The sequence below is a fragment of the Streptomyces sp. NPDC101110 genome, assembly GCF_044759525.1.
Classification (GTDB): Bacteria; Actinomycetota; Actinomycetes; order Streptomycetales; family Streptomycetaceae; genus Streptomyces.
In genome coordinates this window covers 116,101-132,493 of the sequence record NZ_JBIVZM010000015.1, presented here as the reverse complement: position 1 = coordinate 132,493, position 16,393 = coordinate 116,101, and the positions used below count along the sequence as shown (strand labels likewise).

Here is a 16,393-nt window from a genome sequence, read left to right as displayed (position 1 = left end):
ATGCGGAGCCCGGGGGATCGCGGTCGACTCGGGCCATGAGCAGTGAACCGCCCCCCGGCCCCGATCAGGAACCCCCGGAAGACGACCCGTTCCGGAAGCGTCCCCCGAACGAGCCTCCGGACGAGGGCACGGGGCCGCCCCACGGCAGCGAACCCCCGCCGTACGGGGGTGGCGGCCCGGGCGGTCCCGGCGGTCCTGCCGGCGGCCCGGGCGACGGCTTCGGAACTGGCCCCCCTGGCGGCGGCGGTCCCCCCGGCGGTGGCGTTCCCCCCGGCGGTGGCCCCTACGGCGGTGGCCCCTATGCCGCCGACCCCCTCGCCGGCATGCCCCCGCTCGGCGACAGCGCCCTGCGCACGCTCGCGCGCATCATCGACATGATCCTGGTGGGTGCCGTCGTCTGGCTGCTCACATGGGCCCTGAACGTCGACGAGTACGACGTGGACAGCGACCGTATCGAGGTCGGCAAGTCGCTCTGGCAGGCTGCCGTCGCCGCCGTCCTCTACATCGCCTACGACACGGCCATGACCGCGCGGAACGGCCAGACCCTCGGCAAGCGGCTGCTGCGCATGCGTGTGGCGAACCTGGACAACGGTGCGACGCCCTCCGTACAGACGGCGCTGCTGCGGGCCGCGGTGCTGTGGATCCCGTTCGCCTTCTGCTGCTTCTGCTTCTGGACCGCGATCTCGGGCGGCTGGAGCTACTTCGACCGGCCTTACAAGCAGGGCCTGCACGACAAGGCGGCCAAGACGGTCGTGGTGAGCACCAGATGAGGCAGCCGGCGAACGGCAGGCGGTGATGAAGGGTCAGCGGGCGGTCAGGAGGCCGCCCGTTCGCGCACCGGCTCCGGGGCCTGCGCCGGGACCGAGGCCCGGAGCGGCTCGGGGGGTGCGGGCTGTTCCACCGCGGCCGGGCGTTTCCCGGGCAGTGGCACCGTCATGGCGACCAGCAGTCCCAGGGCGAGCGCCGCGAGGGCGATGATGGCGATCCCCGCACCCGAACTCGTCCGGGACAGCAGCAGCATGGCGAGGGTCGAGAAGATCACGGTGCACGAGCCGTAGGCGAGCTGTGCGGCAGTCGGACGGGGCATGGCCATCATGTCCTCGAAAGTGGGGGTCCACGGGGGTGTCGGCCCGGCATTCCGCCGGCTTCCGGGCGTTCTGCCGAACGACATTCTCTCGGGCAGGGTGCCCGACCGGAACCGGCGGTAAGCGTGACCTAACCAACAAGGGCGGTGCACAGGGGGCGCACGGAGTCATGACGTCCATCCAGTGGACAGGCGCACGCGCCCGCATGGCCGCTGGGCAGGCCCGGCACGGCCGACGGGGCGGCCCCACACGGCCGGTGGGGAGGGTCGGGGGAGGGTCGTGGGACAACCGTTTGGTTGTCCGTAAAACGAACGTTGCCTCCGCATAGTGCACTTGACCTGTCCAAGTCAAGGTCTGTCTTTTCTTCTAAACCTCTAGTCAAATGTCGTCACTTGACTACACGCGTTGATCACGCGCGCGCGGATTTCCATGACCGGGACCCTGCCTGCCGCGCGCCCGAACGCGGGGGAGGATCTCAAGTGACCAGTAGACCCTGGACGTTCAGAGCGGCCGCCATAAGCGTGGCGCTCGCGGCGGCCACTGCCACCGCCTCCACGTACGCGGTGGCCGACGACGCCTCGGCCCCCCGGTCCACCACCGTGGACCGGCACGACCCGGCGGATCGTCACCACGACGAGCACGACCTCGAAGGCCCCCTGAGCAAGACGCAGGACGCTCAGCGCCAGGAGGCCCTGAAGCAGGTCATATCGGGCAAGAGCAAGGTCAAGAACCGCGAGGGCTCGAAGGTCGTCCAGCTCAAGGGCAAGAAGGGCGACGACAAGTACGTCGAGCTCGGCCGTGAGAAGACCGACAAGATCTTCACGATCCTGGTCGAGTTCGGAGACAAGGTCGACAGCCGCTACGGCGGCACCGCGGGCCCGCTGCACAACGCGATACCCAAGCCCGACCGCAAGAAGGACAACTCCACGGCGTGGAGGGCCGACTACGACCAGGAGTACTTCCAGGACCTGTACTTCGGTCACGGCAAGGGCGTCGACTCGGTCAAGACCTACTACGAGAAGCAGTCCTCGGGCCGCTACTCCGTCGACGGCGAGGTCTCCGACTGGGTCAAGGTCCCCTACAACGAGGCCCGTTACGGCAACAACTCCTGCGGTGACACCAACTGCCCGAGCGTGTGGAACGTCGTCAGCGACGGTCTGAACTCCTGGGTCGCCCAGCAGAAGGCCGCGGGCCGCACCGACGCCCAGATCAAGGCGGACGTCGCCCGGTTCGACGAGTGGGACCGTTACGACTTCGACGGCGACGGCGACTTCAACGAGCCCGACGGCTACATCGACCACTTCCAGATCGTGCACGCGGGCGAGGACGAGTCCGCGGGCGGCGGCGCCCAGGGCACCGACGCGATCTGGGCCCACCGCTGGTACGCCTTCGGCACCGACGCCGGCGCCACCGGCCCCGCGAACAACAAGCTCGGCGGCGCGAAGATCGGCGACACCGGCATCTGGGTCGGCGACTACACCGTCCAGCCGGAGAACGGCGGACTCGGCGTCTACGCCCACGAGTACGGCCACGACCTCGGTCTGCCGGACCACTACGACACCTCGGGCGGCGAGAACTCCACCGGTTTCTGGACGCTGATGTCGTCCGGTTCCTGGCTCGGCACCGGCAAGAACGAGATCGGCGACCTGCCCGGCGACATGACCGCCTGGGACAAGCTGCAGCTCGGCTGGCTGAACTACGACAAGGCCAAGGCCGGCGTCAACTCCTGGCACAAGCTGGGCGTGGCCGAGTACAACACCAAGCACAAGCAGGCCCTGGTCGTCGACCTGCCCAAGAAGGCGGTCACCACCGAGATCGTCGCCCCCGCCGAGGGCAAGGCCCAGTGGTGGAGCGGCAGCGGTGACAACCTCAAGAACACGCTGACGCGTTCGGTCGACCTCACCGGCAAGTCCAAGGCGCAGCTGACCCTCGACGGCTGGTACGACATCGAGGCCAACTACGACTACCTCTACACCGAGGTCTCGACCGACGGCGGCGCCAACTGGACCGCTCTGGACGGCACGGTGGACGGCCAGCCGATCCCGCGCGACGGCAGCGACAAGCCGGTCCTGACCGGCACGGTCGACGGCTACAAGAAGCTCGCCTTCTCGCTCGACGCCTACGCCGGCAAGAAGGTCGACCTGCGCTTCCGCTACCAGACCGACGGCGGCGTCGCCCAGAAGGGCTTCGCGGCCGACTCGATCACGGTGACCGCCGACGGCACGCCGGTCTTCTCCGACAACGCCGAGAGCGCGGACGCCGCGTGGAAGGCCAACGGCTTCTCCCGCATCGGCGCGTCCTTCACCAAGGACTACGCGCAGTACTACATCGCCGAGAACCGGCAGTACGTCTCGTACGACAAGACGCTGAAGGTCGGCCCGTACAACTTCGGCTTCACGGCGCGCCCGGACTGGGTGGAGCACTACGCGTACCAGAACGGCCTGCTGATCTGGAAGTGGGACACCTCCCAGGCGGACAACAACACCAGCCAGCACCAGGGCACCGGTCTGGTCCTGCCGATCGACTCGCACCCGGCCCAGCTGAAGTGGGCCGACGGCACGCTGATGCGCAACCGCATCCAGGCCTACGACTCGCCGTTCAGCCTCTACCGCACCGACGGCATGACGCTGCACAAGGCGGACGTGGCGAAGTACATCCCGGGCTCGAAGGGCGTCTCGGTCTTCAACGACCGGAAGAACGACTACTACGACGAGTCGAACCCGACCGCGGGTGTCAAGATCACTGACACCAACACGAAGATCAAGATCCTCAAGGAAGCCAAGGACGGCTCGACGATCGAGCTGGAGGTCGGCGCCGCGGGTAGGTAATCCGCATCCTTGCAGGTCAGAACATGATCGGCGGTGACCCACTGGCGGGTCACCGCCGATCCGTGTTTAGGTGCGTCCTGTGGCTCTCTTATTGACACCGACCGACACGGGGGGATGAGCGCATGGCCGCAGGAGGCTTCTGCAAGCTGCCGAACGGCACGGTGGTGGTGGCACTGAACCTGCCCAGCCCCGCAGCCGACGGTCCCGGCGCCGTCCGTGTCCTCGTCCACTCCGTGAACCGCGCCCGGGCCCTGACCAGGCTCCGCAACCTCGGACTGCGATCGGTCTACCTGCGCGGCAACGCCGCCCCGCCGACCCCCGACGAGATCACCGCGGTCCTGCACCACCCGGACGGCCTCATATGGCGCACGGCCCCCGACAACGGTGTCGCGGCCGGCCCCGACCTGGTCCAGGAGCTGTGGCGCCCGATCAGAGCCCTCCTGCGGCGCCCGCCGGCCCACACCTGACCGACCCGGGGCCGGGCCGCGGGGCTACTGCACGACCGGCTTGCCCGACAGCTCCACACCCGCCCCGCGCAGCTCCTCCAGGGCCCGCTCGGTGCTCTCCTGGGCCACTCCGGCCGTCAGGTCCAGCAGGACGTGCGTACGGAAGCCCTCACGGGCGGCGTCCAGGGCCGTGGCCCGTACGCAGTGGTCCGTGGCGATGCCGACCACATCGACCTCGGTGACCTCGCGGGAGCGCAGCCAGTCGGCCAGGGGCGTGCCGTTCTCGTCGGTGCCCTCGAAGCCGCTGTACGCGGCGGAGTAAGCCCCCTTGTCGAACACCGCGTCGATCGAGCCGGAGGCGACCGCGGGGGCGAAATTGGGGTGGAAGCCGACCCCCTCCGTGCCGGCGACGCAGTGCGCGGGCCAGGAGCGGGCGTAGTCCGGGTTGGTGGAGAAGTGGCCGCCGGGGGCGATGTGGTGATCACGGGTGGCCACGACGTGCTGGTAGCCGGACCCGGCGGCCTGCCCGATCAGTTCCGTGACGGCGGCGGCCACGTCGGCACCGCCGGACACCGCGAGGCTGCCCCCCTCGCAGAAGTCGTTCTGCACATCGACGACGATCAGGGCGCGGCGCATGGTCGGTGTCCTTCGGCTATGAGGTCTGTGAGGTCGGTGAGGTGGGCAAGCCCGGCCGGTGAACCACCGAGCGTATGGACAGGGAGGAGCGGGCGGGAGGGGTCGCGACTCGGCGCATCACGGCACACCCCACCTAGCTACCCGAGCTGTCGTGCAGGTACTCCGTGGGCAGGACGGGCTCCCCGCGCGAGAGCTGTGTGGCCGACATCGGCAGCCCCGCGCGCGCCCTCGTGTGGCGCTCGCGCGCCGCGTCCAGGGGCTCACGCGCCACCACCTCGCCCCCCTTGACCAGCTCGACCAGGAGTTGCCGGTCCGCGAGGTCGCCCGGTACCGGTCCGGTGCCGATCACCTCGGCCTCGGCGACCCCGTAGGAGTCCAGCCGCCGCGCGGCCCACTTGCGTCCGCCGACCGACGTCTTGCCGCCGGTGGACTTCTTCGCCACCGGCACCAGCGGCGCCTTCGGGTCGGACGACTCGGCCCGCGCGACCAGCTTGTAGACCATCGAGGAGGTGGGGTGGCCGGAGCCGGTCACCAGCTGCGTCCCGACGCCGTAGGCGTCCACCGGCGCCGCGGCGAGCGAGGCGATCGCGTACTCGTCCAGGTCCGAGGTCACGACGATCTTCGTGTCCCTCGCGCCCAGCTCGTCCAGCTGCTGCCGCACCCGGTGGGCGACCAGCAGCAGGTCGCCGGAGTCGATCCGCACCGCGCCCAGCTCGGTCCCGGCGACCTCGACGGCCGTGCGGACCGCCTCGGCGACGTCGTAGGTGTCCACCAGCAGCGTGGTGCCGCGGCCCAGTGTGCGCACCTGGGCCTGGAAGGCGTCCCGCTCGCTGTCGTGCAGCAGGGTGAAGGCGTGCGCGGAGGTGCCGACGGTGGGGATGCCGTAGCGGAAGCCGGCCGCCAGGTCGGAGGTGGTCGCGAAGCCGCCGACGTACGCGGCCCGGGAGGCCGCCACCGCCGCCAGCTCGTGGGTGCGCCGGGCACCCATCTCGATCAGCGGCCGGTCACCGGCGGCCGCCGACATGCGCGAGGCGGCAGCCGCGATCGCCGAGTCGTGGTTGAGGATCGACAGGATCACCGTCTCCAGCAGGACGCACTCGGCGAAGGTGCCCTCGACCCGCATGATCGGCGAGCCCGGGAAGTACACCTCGCCCTCGGGGTAGCCCCAGATGTCGCCGCTGAACCGGTAGCCGGAGAGCCACCGCAGGGTCTCCTCGTCGACGATCCCCCGCTCGTGCAGGAAGGTCAGCACACCCGTGTCGAAGCGGAAGTTCTCCACCGCGTCCAGCACCCGGCCGGTGCCTCCCACGACGCCGTAGCGGCGCCCGTTCGGCAGCCGCCGGGTGAAGACCTCGAACACGCTCCGCCGCTCGGCCGTGCCCGCCTCGAGGGCGGCCCGCAGCATCGTCAGCTCGTACTGGTCCGTGAAGAGCGCCGTCGAGGGAACGTCCACCGGCAGCCCAAGGTCCGCTACGTCCACTTCAGCTCTCCTCGCCGTTCGTCGCCGGGTTGCCTGTCGGCCGGGGGTTTCGGGGCGGTCCCCCGGTGTCCGCGGTATGGAGAGGAGCGTACCCCCATTTCGTCAATCTGACGATTGCGGCCCTCGGACACGCGATCGCCTTGCGGCCAGGCCCGTTTGTGCGACTACCCCCCTCGGGTGGCAGCATGGGCAGTGTGACGTCACCCGCGCCCCTGGAGATCGAACGCACCGAGTCGGCGGAGGAGGTCTTCGCCGTCCCCGAGCCGGACGTCCCGTGGGTCACGATCGTCCACAACGACCCGGTCAACCTCATGAGCTACGTGACGTACGTCTTCCAGACGTACTTCGGCTACTCCAAGGACAAGGCCACCAAGCTCATGCTTGACGTCCACCACAAGGGCCGGGCGGTCGTCTCCAGCGGCAGCCGCGAGGAGATGGAGCGCGACGTGCAGGCCATGCACGGCTACGGCCTGTGGGCGACCCTCCAGCAGGACCGCAAGTAGCCAGCATCCCGCCCAGCAGCGAAAAGGCGTTCATGCCCGGAACCTTCGAACCGCTCCCCGGCGGCGGCGCGGCCGTCGCCCTCGACGACGTCGAGATCTCCATCATCCGGTCGCTGGCCGTCCAGCTCCTGGAGCTCATCGGCCCGGGCCCCGCCGAGGACGCCCCGGACGACCCGCTCGCCGAGCTCTTCGCCGAGGGGCCGAGCGAGCCGCCCAGCGATCCGGTGCTCAGGCGGCTCTTCCCGGACGCCTACAGCGACCCCGAGCAGCCCTCCTCGCCGCGGGACGTCGAGGAGCAGCGGGCGCTCTCCGCGGAGTTCCGCCGCTACACCGAGAACGACCTGCGGGCCGGCAAGCGCGACAGCGCCCTCGCCGTGATCCGCTCCCTCGACGCGCTCTCCTCGGCCTCGGCCGGTGAGGGCGGCGCGGTGCTGAAGCTGTCGCCGGCGGAGTCCCAGCAGTGGCTCGGGGCTCTGAACGACCTGCGGCTCGCGATCGGCTCCCGGCTGGAGATCGCCGACGACGCGGACACCGACCTCCTCTACCGCCTTCCGGACGACGACCCGCGCAAGCCGATGGTGATGGCCTATCTGTGGCTGGGTGGACTCCAGGAAACGCTGGTCGGAACCCTTATGCCCTGATCGGTGCAGGTTCTGTGACCGGCGGGTGACCGATTGGTGTTCGCTCAGAGGACACTCAAATCCGGATAACGATCGCATCACCGCACCCGCCTTCTATGGCCACTTCGGGTGCGCTTTGTCTGCTTTTCCCTGTGCGGTGTGCCACATCGCGCCGTCGTGATCAGTGTTTCGGGCGTGATAAATCTTCACGACCGCCCGGCAGAACACCACCCGAATGTTCGGCCGGGTGCGCCACCGAGCCGGCAACCGCCGGCCAGGCACGAGCGGGCTCGCGGGCCCGCTCAGCTCCATCATTCCGGGGGGATCGAAACCCGATCCGAGGCCGACGAGAGGCCCGGGTCGGCATGGAGAAAGGCGCACCACACATGACCTCTGCGCAGGTCGACACGGAGAAAGCACCTGAAGAGGGCTACGAGCGCGGACTCGGCAGCCGTCAGGTCCAGATGATCGCGATCGGCGGCGCCATCGGCGTCGGTCTGTTCATGGGCGCCGGGGCGAACATCGCCAAGGCCGGGCCCAGCATCATCCTCATGTACGCCCTCGCGGGCGTGATCATCTTCTTCATCATGCGAGCCCTGGGCGAGCTGCTGCTCTACCGTCCGGTCTCCGGCTCCTTCGCCGAGTACGCCCGCGAGTTCCTCGGCCCGTTCTTCGGGTTCGTCACGGGCTGGACGTACTGGCTCATGTGGGTGGTCACCGGCATGGCCGAACTCACGGCCGCCGCGATCTACATCCACTTCTGGTTCCCCGAGATCCCGCAGTGGGTCAGCGCCCTGGTGTTCCTGGTGGTGCTCTTCGGCGTCAACCTGATCTCCGTCAAGATCTTCGGCGAGGTCGAGTTCTGGTTCTCGATGATCAAGGTCACGGCCATCATCGGCATGATCGTCATCGGTCTCGGCGTGCTCACCCTCGGCTTCTCCGACGCCGGTGACACCGCCGCCGTCTCCAACCTCTGGTCGCACGACGGCTTCTTCCCGAACGGCATCGGCTCCAGCCTGATGACGCTCCAGGGCGTCATGTTCGCCTACCTCGCCGTCGAGCTCGTCGGCGTCACCGCGGGCGAGTCCGAGAACCCCGAGAAGACCCTGCCCAAGGCCATCAACACCCTGCCCTGGCGCATCATCGTCTTCTACGTCGGCGCGCTGCTGGTGATCCTCTCCGTCGTCAAGTGGACCGAGTTCTCCGCCGGCGAGAGCCCCTTCGTGCACGCCTTCGGCAAGATCGGCATCCCGCTCGCCGCCGGTATCGTCAACTTCGTCGTGCTCACCGCGGCCCTGTCGTCCTGCAACTCGGGCATGTACTCCACCGGCCGCATGCTGCGCGACCTGGCCGCCAACAGCGAGGCCCCGCAGGCGTTCGGCAAGCTCAACTCCCGCAAGACGCCCGCCGTCGGCATCACCGTCTCCGTGGCGCTCATGGGCATCGGCGTCGTCCTGAACTACGTCGTCCCGGAGAAGGCGTTCCTCTACGTCACCTCCGTCGCCACCGCGGCCGGCATCTGGACCTGGATGATGATCCTCGTCAGCCACATCCGCTACCGCGCCGCGGTCGACGCGGGCCGGCTGCGCGCCTCGTCCTTCCCCGCACCCGGCGGAGCGCTCTTCAGCTGGGTCGCGCTGCTCTTCCTCATCGGCGTGACCTGCATGATCGCCTATGACAAGGACGCCCGGGTCTGCCTGTACGTCGCCGCCGGCTGGGCCGTCGCCCTCGGCGTCGGCTGGGCGTTCCTCAAGCGCCGCAACCCGCAGCTCACCGAGCGCCGCGACCCGGAGTTCGAGCAGGTCGGCTGACCAACCCGCGGGACGCCCGCCGCAGGGAGTACTCGTGGCACTCCCTGCGGCCGCCGCTCAGGGCGTCCGGCATATGGGCCGTTCCGTACCAACCCTCGGTACGGAACGGCCCTTCTGCTTATCCTGGCGAGCATGCTGACCATCACCCAGGCCCTCGTCGACCAGATCGTCGCCCACGCGCGCAAGGACCACCCCGACGAGGCGTGCGGCGTCGTCGCCGGACCGGCCGGCTCGGACCGCCCCGAGCGCTTCATCCCCATGCTGAACGCGGCCATGTCGCCCACGTTCTACGAGTTCGACTCCGGCGACCTGCTCAAGCTCTACCGCGAGATGGACGACCGCGACGAGGAGCCGGTGGTCATCTACCACTCCCACACCGCCACCGAGGCCTACCCCTCGCGCACCGACATCTCCTACGCCAACGAGCCCGGCGCCCACTACGTCCTGGTCTCCACCGCCGACACCGACGGGGCCGGCGAGTTCCAGTTCCGCTCCTTCCGGATCGTCGAGGGCGAGGTCACGGAGGAGGACGTCGAGATCGTCCAGGCGTACTGACCTCGTCTGAGACCGCGCTGAACTCCCTCATCTCGACACGCGGATGAATTCCGTCCGAAGTGTGGGATCACACTCCGGGGGGCCGGGCGGGAATCGATACGATGAGCCCATGGTTCTCCACGACGTGAGCGAAAGGACGTTGGGCGATCTGCTCGTGGCGCGGCTGCACGTCGACCTGTGCAGGCTCGCCAGCGCCATCTGTTGACGCGGCACCTGCCGCCGTACGGCCAGTGAGCCGCGGCGCACCGCTCCGCCTGCGTACGACCACGCACACCCCGCGCCGCCGCGCGCCACCACCCGACGACACCTTCCGACAGGAGCCCTACGCCATGGCCATCGAGGTCCGCATCCCCACCATCCTCCGCACCTACACCGACGGCCAGAAGGCCGTGGAGGGCACCGGGGACACCCTCGCCGAGCTGTTCACCGACCTCGAGACCCGGCATGCGGGCATCCGGGCCCGCATCGTGGACGGCGACCAGCTGCGCCGCTTCGTCAACGTGTACCTGAACGACGAGGACGTCCGCTTCCTCGACGGCATCAACACCAAGCTGTCGGACGGCGACAACGTCACGATCCTGCCGGCCGTGGCCGGCGGCATGGTCTGATCGACGATGCGCTACGACTCCCCCCTGGCCGCGGTCGGCAACACCCCCCTGGTGCGCCTGCCGCGGCTGTCGCCGTCCGCCGACGTCCGCATCTGGGCGAAGCTGGAGGACCGCAACCCCACGGGATCGGTCAAGGACCGTCCGGCCCTGCACATGATCGAGCAGGCGGAGAAGGACGGCCGCCTGACCCCGGGCTGCACCATCCTCGAGCCGACGTCGGGCAACACCGGCATCTCCCTGGCGATGGCGGCGAAGCTCAAGGGCTACCGCATCGTCTGCGTGATGCCCGAGAACACCTCGCAGGAACGCCGGGACCTGCTGGGCATGTGGGGCGCGGAGATCATCTCCTCCCCGGCGGCGGGCGGCTCCAACACGGCCGTGCGCGTCGCCAAGGAGCTCTCGGCCGAGCACCCCGACTGGGTGATGCTCTACCAGTACGGCAACCCCGACAACGCGGGCGCCCACTACGCCACGACCGGCCCCGAGATCCTCGCGGACCTGCCGTCGATCACGCACTTCGTGGCCGGCCTCGGCACCACCGGCACCCTCATGGGCGTCGGCCGCTTCCTGCGCGAGCACAAGCCGGACGTCCAGATCGTCGCCGCCGAACCGCGCTACGACGACCTGGTCTACGGCCTGCGCAACCTGGACGAGGGCTTCGTCCCCGAGCTGTACGACGCGTCCGTCCTCACCAGCCGCTTCTCCGTCGGCTCCGCGGACGCCGTCACCCGCACCCGCGAGCTGCTCCAGCAGGAGGGCATCTTCGCCGGCGTCTCCACGGGCGCCGCGCTGCACGCCGCGATCGGCGTCGGCAAGAAGGCCGTCAAGGCCGGGGAGCCGGCCGACATCGTCTTCGTCGTCGCCGACGGCGGCTGGAAGTACCTCTCGACCGGCGTCTACACGGCGGCCACGACGGAGGAGGCCATCGACACGCTCCAGGGCCAGCTCTGGGCGTGACGGCCGGCACGCCGAGAGCACGCAACGGACGCCGCTCCCCGACGGGCGACGCTGCCCGCCGCGGCATCGGGGCTGGAGTCGCGACTCCAGCCCCTTCGCTTGTGCGGATCATCCAGCCAGGTACCGCACCTGGTCCCACAGCGTCGGATCCACCACGCCGACCCGCCGCCGGAAGCCCCACACCGGGACCTCCCGCAACTCGTCCGTCTCCAGGAAGCTCGCACGGCCCCGGGCGTCGCCGACCGAGCCCGGCGGCAGCGGGATCACCCCGCTGCGCTCGTCGCGGAACCGGGTGGTGATCTTCGCTACCGTCGCCCGCTCCCCGCGCACCGCGAGCACCAGGCAGGGCCGGTCCTTCGTACGGTCCTCGTCCTCGTAGGGCACGTCGGCCCACCAGATCTCCGCGGGCTGCGGCCGGCTCTCCGTGAGCACCGGGCCGGGCGCCCGGCTCCGCCGGGCCGAGGGCCGCCGGCCCCGGCCCCAGCCGTCGACGAGCGTGGCGATGAGCGCGAGCAGTACCACCGCGGCGAGCGCCAGCCACCAGGACGTGTCCATACTGAGACGTTACCGGCGCCACCCCTGCCACGCGCCCCCCTCACGAGGATCACCCCCCGGCCCTGCCAGCCGAACCGGTGACACCACAGGTGAGTTCGCCCACAACAGGCCTTGGCGGAGGAGCTACCGGAGGTTTTGCGCCTTACGCTCGACGGACCGCACGACCCCCGACGCCCCTCTCAGACTTATCCCGCCAGCGGAGGTTTCTGCTTCATGAAGCTCACCGTCGTCGGCTGCTCGGGGTCGTTCCCGTCCGCGGAATCGGCCTGCTCGAGCTACCTCGTCGAGGCCGACGGCTTCCGGCTGCTTCTCGACATGGGCAACGGTGCCCTGGGCGAGCTGCAGCGCCACTGCGGTCTCTACGACCTCGACGCGATCTTCCTCAGCCATCTGCACGCCGACCACTGCATCGACATGTGCGTGTACTTCGTCGCGCGCTACTACCGCCACGACGGCGGCCGCTGCGATCCGATGCCGGTCTTCGGCCCCGAAGGCACGGAACACCGGCTGACCACCGCCTATGCGGACACCCCCTCCGCCTCCTCCATGAGCGAGGTCTTCGACTTCCACACGGTCAAGCCGTCCACGTTCGAACTCGGCCCCTTCACGGTGCACACCGAGCGGGTGGCCCACCCCGTGGAGGCGTACGGCATCCGGATCGAGCACGGCGGCCGGACGCTGACGTACTCCGGCGACACCGGAGTGAGCCCCGCGCTCGACGAACTGGCCCGGGACGCCGACCTGTTCCTGTGCGAGGCGGCGTTCACGCACGGCAAGGAGAACATCCCCGACCTGCACCTCAACGGCCGCGAGGCGGGTGAGACGGCGGCCCGGGCCGGTGCCCGCCGCCTGGTCCTCACCCACATCCCGCCGTGGACGGACCCCCAGGTCAACCTGGTCGACGCCCGCGAGGTCTACGACGGCCGGGTCGACCTGGCCGCGCCGGGCCAGACGTACGAGATCTGAGGTCCCGGCCCGAAGGCCCCGCGTACCCGCGAGGCCCCGGAGCGCACGCGAAGGGCCCCGGAACCACTCGGTTCCGGGGCCCTTCGCGTGTCGGCGGGCTACTTCGCCTCGGCCTTCTGCAACTCGGCGAGCTCCTCGTCGGACTCCCGGCCCGGCGTCGGCAGGTTGAACCTGGTGATCGCGAAGCGGAAGACCACGTAGTAGACCGCTGCGAAGCACAGACCCACCAGGGCCAGGCCCCACGGGTTGGTCGCGATGCCCAGGTTCAGACCGAAGTCGACCGCGCCGGCCGAGAAGCCGAAGCCGTCCTTCATCCCCAGCGCCCAGGTCAGGGCCATCGAGACACCGGTGAGCAGCGCGTGGATCGCGTACAGCACCGGGGCGATGAACATGAAGGTGAACTCGATCGGCTCGGTGACACCGGTGACGAACGAGGTCAGCGCGAGGGAGAACATCATGCCGCCGACGACCTTGCGGCGCTCGGGCCGGGCGCAGTGGACGATCGCGAGGCACGCGGCCGGCAGGGCGAACATCATGATCGGGAAGAAGCCGGTCATGAACTGCCCGGCGGTCGGGTCGCCCGCGAGGAACCGGGCGATGTCGCCGCTCTTGCCCTCGTAGGTGCCGGCCTGGAACCACGGGAAGGAGTTCAGCAGGTGGTGCATGCCGATCGGGATCAGCGCACGGTTGGCGACACCGAAGATGCCCGCGCCGACCGCCCCCGAACCGACCAGCCACTCGCCGAAGTTGTGCAGAGCCGTGCCGAGGACCGGCCAGATGTAGCCGAAGACGATGCCGATGACCAGGCCCGCGAAGGCCGACAGGATCGGCACCAGGCGGCGGCCGCCGAAGAAGCCCGCCCAGTCCGGCAGCTTGGTCCGGTAGAACTTCTGGTAGAGCAGCGCCACCACGATGCCCATGACCACACCGCCGAGGACCTTGGCGTCCACGGGTGCGTCGACCATGACGACCTTGCCGTCGACGGCCGTGGCGACCTTCGGCAGGTTCTTGTCGGTGAACGTGGCCAGTACGTTCTTGAAGACCAGGTAGCCCACCACGGCGGCCAGGGCCGTGGAGCCGTCCGACTTCTTGGCGAAGCCGATCGCGATGCCCACGGCGAACAGCAGCGCCATGTTGTCGAGGATCGCGTTGCCGCCGGCCGCCATGAAGCCCGCGATCTTGGTGATGAAGGCGGGGAACGACTCGCGTCCGAGCATGTCGGTGTTGCCGAGGCGGACCAGCAGGGCGGCGGCGGGCAGTACGGCGACCGGCAGCATCAGGCTGCGACCGATGCGCTGCATCACGGCCATCACGGCCGAGCCCTTGCTCGGGCTCGCGGGCGCGGCTGTGTCTGTGGACATGAACTTCCTCCAGGGGGCACGGCGCCGCCCAGGAAGCATGCGAAGGGGGACGGCGGCGTCTCAAAGAAAGGGGAGCGCGGTATCCACCGCGCGACCTCCACCAGTGAGTGGTGTAGACCAGTTGTAGCACGGTAGGCCGAACGAGTGGAACCCGCCAATTCCGCCCGCTTCCGACGATCACACCCTGGCGCTGTCCTCCACGTCCTCCTCCGGCTCCCGCCCCGGAGTCCGCAGATCGAACCTGCTGATCGCGAACCGGAAGATCACGTAATAGAGGAGCCCGAACCCCAGCCCGATCGGAATGACCAGCCACGGCCGCGTGGCCAGATTCCAGTTGATGACGTAGTCGATCAGCCCCGCCGAGAAGCTGAACCCGTCGTGCACCCCCAGCCCCCACGTCACCGCCATCGACACCCCCGTCAGCAGCGCGTGCACCCCGTACAGCACCGGCGCCACGAACAGGAACGAATACTCGATCGGCTCCGTGATGCCCGTGACGAACGACGTCAGCGCCACCGACAGCATCAGCCCCCCGACCTCCTTGCGCCGGGCCGGCCGCGCACAGTGTGTGATCGCCAGGGCCGCCGCCGGCAGCGCGAACATCATGATCGGGAAGAACCCCGAGGTGAACTGCCCCGCGTCCGGGTCGCCCGCCAGAAACATGTTGATGTCACCGTGCACCACCGTCCCGTCCGGCTTCGTGAACGAACCGAACTGGAACCAGACGGGCACGTTCAGGAACTGATGCAGCCCCACCACCAGCAACGCCCGGTTCGCCACCCCGAACACACCCGCGCCCCACGCGTCCAGCCCGTCCATCCAGTCGCTGAAACTCTCCAACGCGTCACCGACCGGCGGCCACACCCACAGACACACCGCCGCGAACACGATCGCGACGAACGCCATGATGATCGGCACCAGCCGCCGCCCGTTGAAGAACCCCAGCCAGTCCACCAGCCGCGTCCGGTGGAACCGCGCCCAGAAGAACGCGGCCAGCAACCCCATCACGATCCCGCCGAACACCCCCGGATTCTGGAACGCGAACGACGTCACCTCCCGCTCCCCGTCGGTCACCTGACACCCGACGTTCGGCACCGCCACCGACCCCTGCGGACAATCCTCCGGAAACTGCCGCAGCACCGTCCAGTACACGAGGAACCCCGCCACCGCCGCCAACGCCGTCGAACCGTCCGCCTTCTTCGCCATCCCGATCGCAACGCCCACGCAGAACAGCAGCGGCAGTCCCAGCGAACCGTCCAGCAGCGCCCCGCCCGCCCCCACCATCACCTTCGAGACGTTCGTCCAGCCCAGCCCGTCGTCCCCGAACACATCCGGCTGCCCCAGCCGGTTCAGGATCCCCGCCGCCGGCAGCACCGCGATCGGCAACTGAAGACTCCGGCCCATCTTCTGCAACCCCTGGAACAACCGGTTCCAGCGAGCCCGCCCGGGGCTCACGGCCGGCGCGGCACCGGCGGGGCTGTCGGCACTCATCCCCGTCCCCTTCGTCGGGCTCCGGGCCCCGGGCTCCGGGCTCGGGCTCCGGGCCCCGGGCTTTCGGCCAGAGACTTTTGTCGAGAGGCATGCTCGTGGTGTAGACCAGTCGTTCGACGGTCGCACGAACGTGACGCCATCCTTCGGCACACACGACAGGGCCGCTCGCGAAGATGGGCCAACTGTGGGTTACTGCGACAAAGCGGTTCGGATCAGGGAGAACGAACATGGCCACCAAGGCTGAGAAGATCGTTGCCGGGCTCGGCGGCATCGACAACATCGAAGAGGTCGAAGGCTGCATCACCCGCCTGCGCACCGAGGTCGTGGACCCCGCCAAGGTCGACGAGGCCGCCCTGAAGGCCGCCGGAGCCCACGGCGTCGTCAAGATGGGCACCGCCATCCAGGTCGTCATCGGCACCGACGCCGACCCCATCGCGGCGGACATCGAAGACATGATGTGAAGGACGGGGATCATCCCGGGCCTCACCCCC

Annotated in this window: 18 protein-coding genes; 12 read left to right on the top strand and 6 right to left on the bottom strand. The window is 69.3% G+C overall.

Annotation, left to right across the window (positions count from 1 at the left end):
• The first annotated feature begins 35 nt into the window (after positions 1–35).
• Positions 36–770 carry an RDD family protein gene (locus ACIQU3_RS30440; protein ID WP_403726984.1) on the top strand — a complete coding sequence of 245 codons (735 nt, stop codon included), beginning with the start codon at positions 36–38 and terminating at the stop codon, positions 768–770.
• 44 nt (positions 771–814) lie between these two features.
• Here the strand turns inward: ACIQU3_RS30440 and ACIQU3_RS30435 are convergent, their stop codons facing one another.
• Positions 815–1,087, bottom strand: coding sequence for a hypothetical protein (locus ACIQU3_RS30435; RefSeq protein WP_403726981.1), 273 nt, complete (start codon positions 1,085–1,087; stop codon positions 815–817).
• Positions 1,088–1,564: 477 nt separating this feature from the next.
• Here ACIQU3_RS30435 and ACIQU3_RS30430 point away from each other — a divergent pair, with 477 nt between their 5' ends.
• Together ACIQU3_RS30430 and ACIQU3_RS30425 are read left to right on the top strand one after the other, a co-directional pair.
• Complete coding sequence (locus tag ACIQU3_RS30430) at positions 1,565–3,913, top strand: immune inhibitor A domain-containing protein (protein ID WP_403726978.1); 2,349 nt, start codon at positions 1,565–1,567, stop codon at positions 3,911–3,913.
• Between the two features lie 122 nt (positions 3,914–4,035).
• Positions 4,036–4,380: a hypothetical protein gene (locus tag ACIQU3_RS30425; protein ID WP_403726975.1), complete on the top strand. Its 345-nt coding sequence runs from the start codon at positions 4,036–4,038 to the stop codon at positions 4,378–4,380.
• Between the two features lie 24 nt (positions 4,381–4,404).
• On the opposite strand, the gene ACIQU3_RS30420 is transcribed toward ACIQU3_RS30425, so the two are convergent.
• The gene (locus ACIQU3_RS30420) at positions 4,405–4,995 is read right to left on the bottom strand and encodes a nicotinamidase (protein WP_403726972.1); all 591 of its coding nucleotides are present in this window, start codon (positions 4,993–4,995) and stop codon (positions 4,405–4,407) included.
• Positions 4,996–5,128: 133 nt separating this feature from the next.
• Positions 5,129–6,475 (bottom strand): nicotinate phosphoribosyltransferase, encoded by a 1,347-nt coding sequence (locus ACIQU3_RS30415; RefSeq protein WP_403726969.1) that lies wholly within the window; start codon positions 6,473–6,475, stop codon positions 5,129–5,131.
• A 185-nt stretch (positions 6,476–6,660) separates the two neighbouring features.
• Between ACIQU3_RS30415 and clpS the strand changes: the two genes are divergently transcribed.
• The 7 genes from clpS (at position 6,661) to ACIQU3_RS30380 (ending at position 11,529) form a co-directional block, all read left to right on the top strand.
• Positions 6,661–6,978, top strand: coding sequence for an ATP-dependent Clp protease adapter ClpS (clpS, locus tag ACIQU3_RS30410; protein ID WP_010039975.1), 318 nt, complete (start codon positions 6,661–6,663; stop codon positions 6,976–6,978).
• Positions 6,979–7,010: 32 nt separating this feature from the next.
• Positions 7,011–7,619 (top strand): DUF2017 domain-containing protein, encoded by a 609-nt coding sequence (locus tag ACIQU3_RS30405; protein WP_403928760.1) that lies wholly within the window; start codon positions 7,011–7,013, stop codon positions 7,617–7,619.
• A gap of 365 nt (positions 7,620–7,984) precedes the next feature.
• Positions 7,985–9,409, top strand: coding sequence for an amino acid permease (locus ACIQU3_RS30400; RefSeq protein ID WP_403726959.1), 1,425 nt, complete (start codon positions 7,985–7,987; stop codon positions 9,407–9,409).
• A gap of 132 nt (positions 9,410–9,541) precedes the next feature.
• Positions 9,542–9,964 carry a Mov34/MPN/PAD-1 family protein gene (locus ACIQU3_RS30395; RefSeq protein ID WP_403928757.1) on the top strand — a complete coding sequence of 141 codons (423 nt, stop codon included), beginning with the start codon at positions 9,542–9,544 and terminating at the stop codon, positions 9,962–9,964.
• Positions 9,965–10,073: 109 nt separating this feature from the next.
• On the top strand, positions 10,074–10,169 hold the full coding sequence (locus ACIQU3_RS30390) for a putative leader peptide (RefSeq protein WP_403928754.1): 96 nt from the start codon (positions 10,074–10,076) through the stop codon (positions 10,167–10,169).
• A 124-nt stretch (positions 10,170–10,293) separates the two neighbouring features.
• A complete protein-coding gene (locus ACIQU3_RS30385) occupies positions 10,294–10,572 on the top strand; it encodes a MoaD/ThiS family protein (RefSeq protein WP_403726948.1) in 279 nt (92 codons plus the stop codon).
• A 6-nt stretch (positions 10,573–10,578) separates the two neighbouring features.
• A complete protein-coding gene (locus ACIQU3_RS30380) occupies positions 10,579–11,529 on the top strand; it encodes a PLP-dependent cysteine synthase family protein (RefSeq protein ID WP_403928751.1) in 951 nt (316 codons plus the stop codon).
• Between the two features lie 108 nt (positions 11,530–11,637).
• Here the strand turns inward: ACIQU3_RS30380 and ACIQU3_RS30375 are convergent, their stop codons facing one another.
• Complete coding sequence (locus tag ACIQU3_RS30375) at positions 11,638–12,084, bottom strand: type II toxin-antitoxin system PemK/MazF family toxin (protein ID WP_403726942.1); 447 nt, start codon at positions 12,082–12,084, stop codon at positions 11,638–11,640.
• Positions 12,085–12,297: 213 nt separating this feature from the next.
• Here ACIQU3_RS30375 and ACIQU3_RS30370 point away from each other — a divergent pair, with 213 nt between their 5' ends.
• Complete coding sequence (locus ACIQU3_RS30370) at positions 12,298–13,050, top strand: MBL fold metallo-hydrolase (protein ID WP_403726939.1); 753 nt, start codon at positions 12,298–12,300, stop codon at positions 13,048–13,050.
• 98 nt (positions 13,051–13,148) lie between these two features.
• Here the strand turns inward: ACIQU3_RS30370 and ACIQU3_RS30365 are convergent, their stop codons facing one another.
• Together ACIQU3_RS30365 and ACIQU3_RS30360 are read right to left on the bottom strand one after the other, a co-directional pair.
• Positions 13,149–14,411, bottom strand: a complete 1,263-nt coding sequence (locus ACIQU3_RS30365) for a PTS transporter subunit EIIC (protein ID WP_403928748.1) — start codon at positions 14,409–14,411, stop codon at positions 13,149–13,151.
• A gap of 177 nt (positions 14,412–14,588) precedes the next feature.
• Positions 14,589–15,902, bottom strand: coding sequence for a PTS transporter subunit EIIC (locus ACIQU3_RS30360; protein ID WP_403727215.1), 1,314 nt, complete (start codon positions 15,900–15,902; stop codon positions 14,589–14,591).
• 227 nt (positions 15,903–16,129) lie between these two features.
• Between ACIQU3_RS30360 and ACIQU3_RS30355 the strand changes: the two genes are divergently transcribed.
• Entirely contained in the window at positions 16,130–16,363 is a 234-nt protein-coding gene (locus tag ACIQU3_RS30355; RefSeq protein ID WP_221756120.1) for a glucose PTS transporter subunit EIIB, read from the top strand.
• Positions 16,364–16,393: the final 30 nt, after the last annotated feature.